The 13,512-nt window shown below is 69.6% G+C and carries 10 protein-coding genes; 2 read left to right on the forward strand and 8 right to left on the reverse strand.

The features are described from left to right. Positions 1 to 5 precede the first annotated feature (5 nt). The 8 genes from gatB to AC1C2R_RS18145 all read right to left on the reverse strand — a co-directional run bounded on the left by gatB (position 6) and on the right by AC1C2R_RS18145 (position 10,829). Positions 6 to 1,532 carry an Asp-tRNA(Asn)/Glu-tRNA(Gln) amidotransferase subunit GatB gene (gene gatB / locus AC1C2R_RS18110; protein WP_495353707.1) on the reverse strand — a complete coding sequence of 509 codons (1,527 nt, stop codon included), beginning with the start codon at positions 1,530 to 1,532 and terminating at the stop codon, positions 6 to 8. Further along, positions 1,532 to 3,067 (reverse strand): Asp-tRNA(Asn)/Glu-tRNA(Gln) amidotransferase subunit GatA, encoded by a 1,536-nt coding sequence (gene gatA / locus AC1C2R_RS18115; RefSeq protein WP_495380819.1) that lies wholly within the window; start codon positions 3,065 to 3,067, stop codon positions 1,532 to 1,534. The genes gatB and gatA overlap by 1 nt, the downstream gene beginning before the upstream one ends. Then, complete coding sequence (gene gatC, locus AC1C2R_RS18120; protein WP_495380820.1) at positions 3,064 to 3,366, reverse strand: Asp-tRNA(Asn)/Glu-tRNA(Gln) amidotransferase subunit GatC; 303 nt, start codon at positions 3,364 to 3,366, stop codon at positions 3,064 to 3,066. Before gatC ends, gatA begins: the two co-directional genes overlap by 4 nt. A 36-nt stretch (positions 3,367 to 3,402) precedes the next feature. Then, positions 3,403 to 5,184, reverse strand: a complete 1,782-nt coding sequence (locus AC1C2R_RS18125) for an alkaline phosphatase family protein (RefSeq protein ID WP_495380821.1) — start codon at positions 5,182 to 5,184, stop codon at positions 3,403 to 3,405. Between the two features lie 18 nt (positions 5,185 to 5,202). Beyond that, positions 5,203 to 7,575, reverse strand: coding sequence for an NAD-dependent DNA ligase LigA (ligA, locus tag AC1C2R_RS18130; protein WP_495380822.1), 2,373 nt, complete (start codon positions 7,573 to 7,575; stop codon positions 5,203 to 5,205). Between the two features lie 56 nt (positions 7,576 to 7,631). Next, complete coding sequence (locus AC1C2R_RS18135; RefSeq protein ID WP_495380823.1) at positions 7,632 to 8,342, reverse strand: hypothetical protein; 711 nt, start codon at positions 8,340 to 8,342, stop codon at positions 7,632 to 7,634. Between the two features lie 87 nt (positions 8,343 to 8,429). After that, entirely contained in the window at positions 8,430 to 9,536 is a 1,107-nt protein-coding gene (mnmA, locus tag AC1C2R_RS18140) for a tRNA 2-thiouridine(34) synthase MnmA (RefSeq protein WP_495380824.1), read from the reverse strand. A 60-nt stretch (positions 9,537 to 9,596) separates the two neighbouring features. Continuing rightward, positions 9,597 to 10,829, reverse strand: coding sequence for a cysteine desulfurase family protein (locus tag AC1C2R_RS18145; protein WP_495380825.1), 1,233 nt, complete (start codon positions 10,827 to 10,829; stop codon positions 9,597 to 9,599). Between the two features lie 102 nt (positions 10,830 to 10,931). On the opposite strand from AC1C2R_RS18145, the gene glgX reads away from it, so the two are divergent. Together glgX and ybaK are read left to right on the forward strand one after the other, a co-directional pair. Continuing rightward, positions 10,932 to 13,010 carry a glycogen debranching protein GlgX gene (gene glgX, locus AC1C2R_RS18150; protein ID WP_495380826.1) on the forward strand — a complete coding sequence of 693 codons (2,079 nt, stop codon included), beginning with the start codon at positions 10,932 to 10,934 and terminating at the stop codon, positions 13,008 to 13,010. Beyond that, on the forward strand, positions 13,010 to 13,507 hold the full coding sequence (gene ybaK / locus AC1C2R_RS18155; protein ID WP_495380827.1) for a Cys-tRNA(Pro) deacylase: 498 nt from the start codon (positions 13,010 to 13,012) through the stop codon (positions 13,505 to 13,507). The genes glgX and ybaK overlap by 1 nt, the downstream gene beginning before the upstream one ends. The last annotated feature ends 5 nt before the right edge of the window (positions 13,508 to 13,512 follow it).

Genomic DNA, 13,512 nt, shown 5'->3' on the forward strand with positions numbered 1-13,512 from the left:
ACGCGCTACTCGGCCACCGGAGTCGCGGCCCGCTCGAGCACGAGCTCGCGCACACGCGCCGCATCGGCCTTGCCCTGCATCGCCTTCATGACGGCGCCGATCACCGCACCGGCCGCCTGCACCTTGCCATCGCGGATCTTCGCGAGCACGTCGGGCTGCGAGGCGAGTGCCGCATCGATCGCCGCGATCAGCGCGCCATCATCGGAGACGACGGCGAGACCGCGCGCGTCGATGACCTGTTGCGGCGAGCCCTCGCCGGCGATGACGCCCTCGAGCACCTGGCGGGCCAGGCGATCGGTGAGCGTGCCGGAATCGACGAGCTGCGCGAGCTCGGCGACGTGCTCGGGCGACACGAGGCCCGTGGCATCCCGGTCGGCGGCGTTCGCGAGACGCGCGATCTCACCCGTCCACCACTTGCGCGCGGCAGCCGGGGTTGCGCCGGCGGCGACGGTCGCGGCGAGCTCGTTGAGCATGCCCGAGTTCGCCACGATCTGGAACTCGTCGTCGGTGAAGCCCCACTCGGCCTTCAGACGCCGGCGGCGCGCGGCGGGCGCCTCGGGCAGCGCGGCGCGCAATTCCTCGATCAGCTCCGCCGAGGGCACGACCGGCAGCAGGTCGGGCTCGGGGAAGTACCGGTAGTCGTCGGCGTCGGACTTCGGACGGCCGGCGCTCGTCGCACCCGTGTCTTCGTGCCAGTGACGCGTCTCTTGAGTGATCGTGCCGCCACCGGCGAGGATTGCGGCCTGACGCTGGATCTCGTAGCGCACCGCACGCTCGACCGACCGCATCGAGTTGACGTTCTTCGTCTCGGTGCGTGTGCCGAGCTTCTCCTGCCCGCGGGGGCGGAGCGAGACGTTCGCGTCGCAACGGAGGTTGCCGCGCTCCATGCGCGCCTCGGAGATGCCGAGCGAGAGCACGATGTCGCGGATCGTCGACACGTACGCCTTCGCGAGCGCAGGAGTGTCGGCTTCGCCGCCGAAGATCGGGCGCGTGACGATCTCGACGAGCGGCACACCGGCACGGTTGTAGTCGACGAGCGAGTACTCGGCGCCTTGGATGCGACCGGTCGAACCGCCGACGTGCGTGAGCTTGCCGGCGTCTTCCTCCATGTGCGCGCGCTCGATCGGCACCGTGAAGGTGCGCCCGTTCTCGAGCTCGACCTCGACCTCGCCGTCGAACGCGATCGGCTCGTCGTACTGCGAGATCTGGTAGTTCTTCGCGAGGTCGGGGTAGAAGTAGTTCTTGCGGGCGAACCGGCTCGACGGGGCGATCGAGCAGCCGAGCGCGAGCCCCAGACTGATCGAGTACTTCACGGCCTCGCCGTTGACGACGGGCAGCGAACCGGGCAGGCCGAGGCAGACGGGCGTGATGAGCGTGTTCGGCTCCGCGCCGTGGAACTGCGAGTTCGCGGGGTTCGGCGCCGACGAGAACATCTTCGTCGTGGTGTTCAGCTCGACGTGCACCTCGAGGCCGATGACCGGCTCGAAGAGTTCGAGGGCCTTGTCGAAGTCCATCAGTTCAGCGCGGGCCATCAGAGTGCGCCTTCCTCGGTCGCGGTGAGCTCATGGGCGGAGAGGTCGGGCGCCTGCGCGAGGAGCGGGCCGCCCCAACGTGCCTCGAGCAACTGCTCGAGCGCAGCGCCGACGTTGTAGAGACGTGCGTCCTCGCGCGCCGGCGCGAGGAACTGGATGCCGACGGGCAGCCCGTCTTCGGGGGCGAGCCCCGACGGCAGCGAGATGCCCGGCACACCGGCGAGGTTCGCGGGAATCGTCGCGATGTCGTTCAGGTACATCGACACGGGGTCGGCGAGCTTCTCGCCGAACTTGAACGCGGTCGTCGGTGCGGTCGGCGAGGCGAGCACGTCGACGTTCGCGAAGGCCGCACCGAAGTCGCGCTGTACGAGCGTGCGTACCTTCTGCGCGCTGCCGTAATAGGCGTCATAGTAGCCCGCCGAGAGTGCATAGGTGCCGAGGATGATGCGTCGCTTGACCTCGGGGCCGAAACCGGCCTCGCGGGTCGCAGCCATGACCTGCTCGACCGTGCCGCCGCCCTCGGGCGTGACACGGAGGCCGAATCGCACAGAGTCGAACTTCGCGAGGTTCGACGACGCTTCTGCGGGCAGGATCAGGTAGTACGCCGCGATCGCGTACTCGAAGTGCGGTGCTGAGACCTCCACGATCTCGGCGCCCTGCTGTTCGAGCAGTTCGAGCGACTCGTGGAAACGCTGCCGAACACCGGCCTGGAAGCCCTCGCCGTCGAGCTCCTTGATGACGCCGATACGGAGGCCCGAGACATCCGCTCGCCGCACGGCGTCGGCCATCGACGGCCACGCCTCGGGGATGGAGGTCGAATCGAGCGGATCGTGCCCGGCGATGACGTCGTGCAGCAGCGCCGCGTCGAGCACGGTGCGCGTGACCGGGCCGATCTGGTCGAGCGACGACGCGAGGGCGATCGAGCCGTAGCGGCTGACCGCGCCGTAGGTCGGCTTCACACCGACGGTGCCGGTGACGTGCGCCGGCTGGCGGATCGAGCCGCCGGTGTCGGAGCCGAGCGCCAGGGGCGCCTCGAAGGCGGCGACGGATGCCGCCGAGCCGCCGCCCGACCCGCCGGGGATGCGCTCGAGATCCCACGGGTTGTGGGTGGGGCCGTACGCGGAATGCTCGGTCGACGAGCCCATGGCGAACTCGTCCATGTTCGTCTTGCCGAGCGGGATCATGCCCGCTTCGCGCACCTTGGTGACCGGAGTCGCGTCGTACGGCGGAACCCAGCCTTCGAGGATGCGCGATCCGGCGGTCGACGGCATGCCCTTGGTGACGAGCACGTCTTTGATCGCGATCGGCACGCCGGCGAGCGGGCCGAGCGGGGCACCTGCTGCACGCTGCCGGTCGACCTCGGCGGCCGTCTCGATGGCGCGATCGCCCTCGATGTGGAGGAACGCGTGCACGGCCCCGTCGACGGCCGCGATGCGGTCGAGGTGCGCGCGGGTCGCCTCGACCGACGAGACCTCGCCCGAGGCGAGCTTCTCGCCGAGCGCGGCGGCTGACAGGCGGATGAGTTCGTCGCTCACTGCTCTTCTCCCAGGATCGCGGAGACCTTGAACCGCGCGTCGTCGGACTCGGGGGCGCCCGCGAGCGCCTCGTCTGCCGTGATCACGGTGTCGCCCACGACATCGTCTCGGTACACGTTCTGCATCGGGATCGGGTGACTCGTCGGCGGCACGTCGGACGTGGCCACCTCGCTCACCTGCTCGACCGCGTGCATGATCTGGCCGAGCTCCGTCGTGAGGTGCTCGATCTCTTCATCGGTGAGCGCGATGCGGGCGAGGTTCGCGAGATGCGCGACCTGCTCCGCAGTGATTTCGGACATGCTGCTCCGTCGTCTCGGGATGGGGATGGATCGATTCTATCGGGGCACGCCGAACAGCCCGTCGCCGTAGCGGTGCAGCAGTTCGTAGGCCTCGGCATACGTCTCGGGCTGCGGTTCGCCCGGCTTGCCGTACTTCGCGAGCAGCAGGCCGAGCAGTCCTTGACCGGGCGGACTCAACGGCCGCGTCGACGCGCTATCCGTTTCGTCAGGCGGGCGCTCCTCGTCGTTCGGCGGCACGTACTGCGGGGTCGGCGACGGCCAGGTCGACGGATGCCTCGGCGCGGTGAGGTTGAGCGCCGCACTGAGATCACGGGCGCCGGCGTCGCGATCGGTCAACGTGTCGAGATCGTACGTGTTCGCCAGCGTTGCGATGACGGCGGCGTGGTGGAACTCGTCGCTGATGATCGTGCCGGCCCCGGTGTAGGCCGAGATGGCGATCGCCGGCACGCGGCATCCGAGACGATCGAACCCGAACCCCATCTCGCCTTCGCCGTCGTCGTTCGGGGGCTTCGCCGAGGGCGGGGGCACGTGGTCGTAGGTGCCGCCGTGCTCATCGAAGGTGATGAGCAGCATCGTGTTGAGGGCGTTGGAACCCGACTCCGATGCCGCCCCGCGCACGGCCTGATAGACGCGGCCGACCAGCGCATCACCCGCACGCACGTCGGAAACGGCGCTGTCGACGATGGGCTCTCCGTCGAACTCTCCTTCGCGGAGCTTGCCGAACGGCGGGTGGAAGTCGTTGTGGTCGTAGACCATGCGCGGTTCGATGAACGCGTACGCGGGCAGCGTGCCCTCCGCGGCGTCACTCTCGAAATCCTCCATCGTGGCGAAGTGCTCCGTGCGCCAGAAGCGTTCGAGTACCGGTGCGTGCAGGAATCCGGTGAAGGAGATCAACTGGCGCTGGTCGAAGTAGATGCGCCAGCTCACGCCCTGCTCTTCGAGGCGGTTGAAGATCGTCGGCGAATCAGGGGCGTCGAGCCATTTGCGGTAGCCGCCGTTCAGCACGTTCGTGACGAAGCCGTGCGACGTGGAGGCGTGGAAGAACGACCGGTTGCAGAACGTCTGCGACGGCACACCGCAATACCAGTGGTCGAAGACCGCGAACTCGCGAGCCAGCGTCGACAGCACCGGCAGCATGACGGGGTCGAACCCGCCCATGATCTGGCGAACCTCGTCGGCCTCGGGCGCGCGTCCGCGGCGGAGCGCGCGGAGATTCGACTCGTAGTCGCGCACGAAGCCCGACATGTCGGGCTGCGAGGTGTCGCTCGGCGCATTGTACGGCGCGGTCATCTCCGCAGTCTCACGACCTTCGTTGTGCTCGGGGTCGATCGTGCCGAACAGTTGGGTGTTGACGTGCGGGTACTCCTCGCCGGGGTCAGGATCGGGCTGCTCCATGATCCGGTCGGTCGCACCCGTGTAGACGTGCGCGGACACCGTGCTGCCATCGGACGCGACATTCGAGTACTCGCCGAAGTCGAGCCCGTCGAAGCTCGCACCCTCGGGCAACGACTCCGTCGTGTACAGCCGGCCGAGGAGATTGTCGAACGAGCGGTTCTCTCCCATCAACACGACGAGGTGTTCGATCGGCGTTGCGCCCTCAGGCACGGCCATCGCGCTCGGCGATGGCGCGGTCGCGGTCGCGTTCGATGCTCCCCCGGCAAGCGCGGCACCGACCGCGCCACCGGCCGCGCCGCCGACGACGACTCCGGCCGCCGCCGCACCGCCGACCCTGAGGAACTCGCGGCGCGAGGGGCCGCGCGGAGCCTGTTTCGACGAAGCATCCGCCGATGCCGCTGCGTCGTCCTCTGGTGCCGACATACTCCCCCTGATTCCCGGCTAGTCGCCTTCAGCTGCCTCGATCGCCGGCAACGCAGCCGGACCTTCGCTCACGAGCACCGCGAACTGGGCGGCGTCGAGCACGCGGATGCCGAGCTCTTCGGCTTTCGCGAGCTTGGAACCGGCTCCCGGCCCGGCAGCGACGAAGTCGGTCTTCTTCGAGACGCTCGACGCGGCTTTGCCGCCCGCGGCGATGATCGCCTCGAGCGCGCCGTCACGTGTGAAGCCCTCGAGCGATCCGGTCGCGACGATCGTGAGCCCCGTGAGTACTCCCCCGGCTTCGGCTGCGGCGCCCGGCCCCGGATGCCCCGGCGTCGCCCATTGGACGCCTGCGGCGGTCCACCGGTCGATGATCTCGAGATGCCAGTCGACACCGAACCAGTCGATGAGCGAGTCCGCGATGATGCCGCCGACGCCGTCGACTTCGGCGAGCTCTTCCCTGGATGCACCGCGGATCGCCTCGAGCGAGCCGAAGTGGTCGGCGAGCGCTCGCGCCGCGACCGGCCCGACGTGGCGGATGTTGAGTGAGACGAGCAGGCGAGAGAGTGGTTTCGTCTTGGCCTTGCCGAGTTCGGAAAGCAGTTTCGTCGCCGCCTCGGACGGCCCGACCTCGCGGAAGTTCTTCTTCACGCCTGCTGCTCGGCGTTCGGCCGGCTTCATGGTCTCGGTGCCTGGCGGATAGCTCGCGGGCCCGAGCTTCTGGAATGGCGCTCGCTTCACCGGCTCGCCGGTCTCGTCGTCGACCTTCGGTTCGCCCGTCTCGGCGTCGCGCACGACGACTTCGATCGGCACGAGCTCGTCGATCGTGAGATCGAAGAGGCGGGCCTCGGTGGGCAGCGGCGGCTGCGTCGGGAAGGACGGCTGGGTGAGCGCGGCCGCGGTCACCTCGCCGAGCGCCTCGATGTCGAGGCCGCCCCGTGAGCCGATGTGCTCGACCCGCCCGCGCACTTGGGCGGGGCAGGATTTCGCATTGGGGCAACGCAGATCGATGTCGCCCTCTTTCATGGCGCGCAGCGGCGTGCCGCACTCGGGACAGCGCTCGGGCATGTGCCACTCCCGTTCGCTGCCGTCGCGCAATTGTTCGACCGCACCGAGGATCTCGGGGATGACTTCGCCCGCCTTGCGCAGCACCACGGTGTCGCCGATGAGCACGCCCTTCGCCTTCACAACCTGCTGGTTGTGCAGTGTCGCCTGCCGCACGGTGCTGCCGGCGACCTTCACGGGTTCCATGACGGCGTAGGGCGTCGCGCGGCCGGTGCGGCCGACGCCGACGACGATGTCGAGGAGCTTCGTGTGCACTTCTTCGGGCGGGTACTTGTACGCGATCGCCCAACGCGGCGCGCGACTGGTCGCTCCGAGCTCGTCGTGCAGTGCGAGCTCGTCGACCTTGACGACGATGCCGTCGATCTCGTGTTCGACGTCGTGGCGATGCTCGCCGCGTTCGACGATGTACCCGGCGACGTCGTCGACCGAGTCGAATACGCGGGAGTGCGGCGAGACCGGCAGACCCCACCCGGCGAGGAGCGAGTAGATGTCGGACTGGTTCGCCACATCGGGCCCAGCCGGTGAGGCACTGCGCCAAGCGCCGATGCCGTGGAGATACAGGGCGAGTCGGCCGAGCCGCTCGCGCATGAGCGAGAGCTCGAACGTGCTCTTCTTCTCGCGGCGCTGGCGCAGGCTGCCTGCCGCAGTATTGCGTGCGTTGGCGAACTCGGGATACTTCGTGGGGATCTGCTCGATCGCACGACCCTTTGCGATCTGCTCGGCCTCGAAAGCGGCCTGCAGTTCGTGCTGTCGCTCGTTCAGCGCCTCGAAGTCGCTCGTGCGCAGGAACACCTCGCCGCGCACCTCGAAGAACGCGGGGTACCCGTCGCCCTCGAGCCGCGGCGGGATGGCGGGGATCAGGTCGACGTTCTCGGTGATGTCTTCACCGACGCGGCCGTCGCCTCGCGTCGTCGCGGTCTCGAGCACACCGTCGCGGTAGGCCAGGCTGATCGCCAGTCCGTCGATCTTCAACTCGGAGAGCCAGCGCACGGGCCGCCCTGCCGCAGCGGCGGTCTTCGTCGCCCAGTCGCGGAACTCGTCGATCGAGAAGACGTTGTCGAGGCTGAGCATGCGTTCGGCGTGCTCGTGCTCGGGGAAACCCGCCGAGACGATGGCCGCGCCGACCTGCTGGGTCGGGCTGTCTTGGCCCGCGAGCTCGGGGAACGCCCGCTCGAGCGCCTCGAGCCGGTGGAAGTCGGCGTCGTACTCGGCGTCGGAGAACGGCGAGTCGCCATCGCCGTAGTAGGCGAGCCGCGCATCCTCGATGCGGTCGGCGAGCACCGCGGCTTCGGCACGGGCTGCTTCGAACTCGGTGGGGATGTCGCTCACACGCCCATAGTACGAGGCGGCACCGACGCCCGCCGGGCGTTCGGGGCGCCTGTCTGCTACCGATCGAACCCGACGAGATCGACGCGACGGTGGTAGCGCACCCCGACGACGCCGCCGAGGATGGCACCGCCGATGCTCACGAGGGCCGCAACGACCGCGGCGGTGATGACCGCGATCGTCAGGGCGCTCTCGGGCACGGGGACGCGCGGGAACGCGTCGAGGTAGCCGAGGATGTCGTCCTGGCGACCCAGCACCACGCTGAGCACCGCCGCCAGGATCGCGATCACGAGCGCCCAGAGCCACACGGCGAGACCCTGCAGGACGCCGCTGAAGCGCGCCATGCGGCCGGTGACGTAGCCGCCGCAATAGAACGCCGCCAATACGATCACGAGCAGTGCGCTGACCCCGACCCATCCGACGGTGTCAGCATCGAGCAGCGCGTCGCCGGTCGACGACGCCGCACCGCGCGCCGCACCGCGACCGAGCGCAATGCCGATGGCTACGAGCAGCCCGGTGAGGATGGCCGTGACGCCTGCCGCAGTGAGCCACCCGAAGAGGGCCGAGCCGATCTTCATGCCGCCGAACACCTGCCGCTGGCGTTCGATGACCTCCTCGGCGGTGATGGGGGCGATCTCCACGATCGGTTCCCATCCGTCGGCGGGCGGGGAGACGATCGCGATACGGCCCGTCGTGGGCGCCGGGTCGAGGTTTCGGAACGGGTCGGCCAGGTCGCGGTTCGGGTCAGCGGGACTTTGCGGGTAGGACACAACGACTCCTCGTCATTGACGCGGCGCCGGGGGTAGCGCCAGCGCGAATCTACGCGATGCTGGCCGTCGAGGCGAGCCTGTCCGGGGCTACGCGTCGACCGGCACGGCGCTGACCGTGCGGTCGATCGTGAACTGGCCGAGCACCCGCGTACCGACGTAGATCACCGCGGTCTGGCCGGGCGCCACTCCATCGAGCGGATGCCCCGGCGTCACCACGAACTCGCCGTCGACGAGCTCGGCGACCGCCGGCACGGGGTCGGCGTGCGCGCGGATCTGCACCTCGCACTCGAACGGGGTCGACAGGTCGGCGGGCGCGAGGCCGGCCCATGAGAACCGCGACCCGGCGATGAGCCCGATCGCGAGTGCCGCTTTCGGTCCGACCACGACGGTGTTCTCTTTCGGGCGCACCTCGAGCACGAAGCGCGGCTTGCCGTCGGCGGCCGGGGTGCCGAGTCGCATGCCGCGGCGCTGGCCGACGGTGAACGCGTGCGCGCCCTCGTGCGACCCCACCACGGCGCCGGTGCGGTCGACGATGTCGCCCGTCTCGGTGCCGACGCGCTCGGCGAGCCAGCCCTTCGTGTCGCCGTCGGGGATGAAGCAGATGTCGTAGGAGTCGGGCTTCTGCGCGACCGAGAGACCGCGTTCGGCGGCTTCGGCGCGCACGAGCGTCTTCGACGGCGTGTCGCCGAGCGGGAAATACGCGTGCGCGAGCTGCTCGGCGGTGAGCACCCCGAGCACATAGCTCTGGTCTTTCGCCTCGGCGCTCGCACGGTGGAGCTCACGGTTGCCCGCGGCATCCGTCACGATCTTGGCGTAGTGGCCGGTGGCCACCGCGTCGAAGCCGAGCGCGAGCGCCTTCTCGAGCAGCGCCGCGAACTTGATGCGCTCGTTGCAGCGCATGCAGGGGTTCGGGGTGCGACCCGCGGAGTACTCGGCGATGAAGTCGTCGACGACGTCGGCCTTGAACCGCTCGGAGAAGTCCCAGACGTAATACGGGATGCCGAGCACGTTGGCCGCCCGCTGCGCGTCCATCGAGTCTTCGATCGTGCAGCAGCCGCGGCTGCCGGTGCGCAGGGTGCCGGGCATGCGGCTGAGCGCGAGATGCACGCCGACGACCTCGTGGCCGGCCTCGACGGCGCGCGCAGCGGCAACGGCGCTGTCGACGCCGCCGCTCATCGCTGCGAGTACCTTCACGCGTTCCAGTCTAAGCATGACTGCCTGACCGGATGCCTCGCACCCCGGCCGCTCGATGGGTCAGCGGTCGAAGGAGGTGGCACGCGCGGCGAGACCGGCGCGAGCCGCTTGGGCGTGCGCGGCCGGCAGTGCCGCAAGGAACGCATCGACGTCGGCGTCGGTCGAAGCGTGGCCGATCGTGATGCGGAGGGCCCCGCGCGCGTCGGACTCGGAGCGACCCATGGCCATCAGCACGTGGGAGGGTTCGGGCACGCCTGCCTGGCAGGCCGACCCCGTCGAGACGGCGACCCCGGCCGCATCGAGGAGGAACAGGAGCGAGTCGCCCTCGCAGCCGGGGAACGAGAAGTGCGCATTGCCGGGCAGGCGGCCGTGAGCGGCGGCATCCCCGGAGAGTCGCGCTTCGGGCACCGCTTCGAGCGTGCTCGCGATCAGTCGGTCGCGGAGCGTGGCCATGCGCGCCGCATCGGCGTCGAGATGAGAGGCCACGACGGATGCCGCCGCTGCGAACGAAGCTGCTGCAGCGACGTCTTGCGTGCCCGAGCGCACCTTGCGCTGCTGCCCGCCGCCGTGGATGAGCGGCTCGACGGCCGCGGAGCGGTCGAGCACGAGCGCGCCGATGCCGGCGGGGCCGCCGATCTTGTGCGCCGAGACGCTGAGCGCGACGAGCCCGGCGCCCCGCGGGGCATCCGTCGACCGCCTGACGTCGTGGAAGTCGATCGGCACCTGCCCGTAGGCCGAGATCGCGTCGACGTGCAGTGGCACGCCGGCTCGCGCGGTCAGACGTGCGACCTCCTCGACGGGCTGGATGGTGCCGACCTCGTTGTTGGCCCAGAGCATCGTCACGAGTGCCACGGATGAGGCACCCCGCGACAGCTCGGCGGCGAGCACGTCGAGGCGCACCCTGCCCACCTCGTCGAGCGGGATCTCGACCACATCGGCATCTTCGTGGGTCGCGAGCCATTCCACCGTGTCGACGGTGGCGTGGTGCTCGCCCGCCGGCACCAGGATGCGCGTGCGTGCCGCAACCGCCCCCGCATTCGTTCGCCGTTGCCACCAGATGCCCTTGATCGCCAAATTGACGGCCTCGGTGCCGTTGCCCGTGAAGACCACTTCGATGCCGTCGGCGCCGAGCGTCGCCGCAACGCGTTCGCGCGACTCCTCGAGGAGTCGTTTGGCCTGCTGGCCGGCGCTGTGGATCGACGAGGGGTTGCCGACCACGGCGAGCGCGGCGGTCAGCGCCTCGATGGCCTCGGGCAGCATCGGGGTCGTCGCGGCGTGGTCGAGATAGACCATGCGACCTCCAACCCTGATGATTGCCTTGATGACCGAGTGCGTGCGAACACGCGCTTGTCTGCGCTTGCAGGCGTGTCGCCTCCACGAACTACTGTAGAACGCATGCCTGAGCGCGATCCCCTGCACGACCTCGGTGTTCGGGCCGATGCCGACGGCGGGGTCGCCCGAGTGTGGTCGCAGCACGCGACATCCGTCGATCTCGTCGTCTTCGACGCCGACGACCTCGACTGGGCGGTCGCACGGACTCCGCTCACGCGCGACGCGCACGGCGTCTGGCAGGGTGAGTCGACCGCCCTTCGAGCCGGAGCGCGCTACGGGCTCCGCGTCGACGGACCCGCCGGCATCGATCACGCGTTCAACCCGGTGCACACGCTGCTCGACCCCTACGCCCGCGGACTCGCCCGCGCCGACGACGGCTCATGGCGAGGCGTCGCCCTCGATTCGCTCACCGCGACGGGTTTCGAGTGGGGCGACTCGGCGAAGCCCCGAGTGCCGCTCGACCGCACCGTCGTCTACGAGGCCCACGTGCGAGGGTTCTCCAAGCTCAACCCGGCGATTCCCGAGGCGCTGCGCGGCACCTACGCAGGGCTCGCGCACGACGCATCGCTCGAGTACCTCACGGGGCTCGGCGTCACGACGGTCGAGCTCCTGCCCGCGCAGGCCTTCGTCACCGAACAACGGCTCGTGCGCCAGGGCAAGCTCAACTACTGGGGCTACAACACGCTTGCGTTCTTCGCGACGCACGCGCCCTATGCGAGTGCTGCGGCACAGGCCGAGGGGGCCGTCACCGTGCGGCGGGAGTTCGCCGGCATGGTTCGGCGCTTGCACGAGGCCGGCCTCGAAGTCGTGCTCGACGTCGTCTACAACCACACGGCCGAAGAGGGGCGCGAGGGGCCGACCTACTCGTTCCGCGGCATCGACAACGCCGCCTACTACCGGCACGACGCCCACGGGCGCTACGTCGACACGACCGGATGCGGCAACAGCCTCGACTTCGGGGCCGATGCACCGCAGCGACTCGTGCTCGACTCGATGCGGTACTTCGCCGAGGAGTTGCAGGTCGACGGGTTCCGGCTCGACCTCGCCGCGACGCTCGGTCGTGACGACCACCAGGCGTTCACACCCGAGCACCCGCTGCTGCGCGCGATGCTCGACGACCCGGTGCTCGGCAGCACGAAGCTCATCGCCGAGCCGTGGGATGTCGGACCCGGCGGCTGGCAGACCGGAAACTTCCCGGCGGGCTTCTCCGAATGGAACGACCGCTATCGCGACCGGATGCGCGACTTCTGGCTGGGCGACCTGCGTCGTGAGCGCGAGACCGGCTCGGCCGGCAGCGGCATCGGCCGCTTCGCGACGCGGCTCGCGGGCTCGTCGAACACCTTCTCGGCCGATCGGGGGCCGCTCGCGAGCCTGAATTTCGTGACCTCGCACGACGGATTCACGCTCGCCGACCTCACCGCCTACGACACGAAGCACAATCAGGGCAACGGCGAGGGCAACCGCGACGGCACCGACTCGAACAACTCCTACAACCACGGGGTCGAGGGCGAGGCGGCCGACCCCGCCATTCGGGCGGCACGCCGGCGCAGCATCCGGAACCTGCTCGGTACCCTGCTGCTCTCGGCGGGCGTGCCGATGATCACCGCGGGCGACGAGTTCGGCCGCAGCCAGCGCGGCAACAACAACGCCTACTGTCACGACTCGCCGCTCACCTGGCTCGCCTGGGACCCGGCCGAGCGTGCTCCGTTCGGCCCAGAACTCCTCGCGACGGCGCGCCACCTCATCCGGATCCGCGCCGAGAACCCTGCGCTTCGACCGGTGCGGTTCGGTCGCCTCGGCGAGCGAACACCGAGCGCCACCCGCATGGACTGGTTCAACGCCGACGGCGAGTCGATGGACATCGAAGACTGGAACTCCCCCGCCGAGCGCACCCTGCAGTACCTCGCCGCCTCGACGCCCGAGACCGAGGCGTTCAACCAGATCCTCCTCGTCGTGCACGCGCACGAGTCGACCACCGTCGTCGTGCTGCCCGAGCACGAGGGCGTCAGCGGCTACGCCCTGCTCTGGGACTCGGCAGACGAAGCGCCACCGGCCGCCGGCACGCCGACAGTCGCGCCAGGCGGCCGCGTCGACGTCGATGCCCAATCGATGCGCCTCTACCGTGCCGAGGGCCGCGAGTGATGGCCAAACGAGCGGATGCCTCGGCGAGCACGCCCGCCACACTCGCTCTCACCCGGGCAGGCGTCACCTTCACTGCGCACGCATACGACCACGATCCCCGTGCCGGCGCCTACGGCCTCGAAGCAGCCGAGAAACTCGGCCTCGATCCCGACCGGGTGTTCAAGACCTTGCTCGCGAACGTGGATGGCGCCTTGGCCGTCGGCATCGTTCCCGTCGCCATGCAACTCGACCTGAAGACGTTCGCCGCTGCGCTCGGCGGCAAGCGTGCAGAGATGGCGGACCCCGCCCTCGCCGAACGGAAGACCGGGTACGTCGTCGGCGGCATCAGCCCCATCGGGCAGAAGACTGCGCTCGCGACCGTGCTCGACGAATCGGCGATGCTCTGCGAGACGATCTACGTCTCGGGCGGGCGGCGCGGCCTCGACCTCGAACTCGCCCCCGACGACCTGCTCGCCGTCACCCATGGCCGCGCCGCACCCATCGCCCGCGCTCGCTGAGCTTC

The organism is Agromyces sp. Y182 (genome assembly GCF_059445385.1).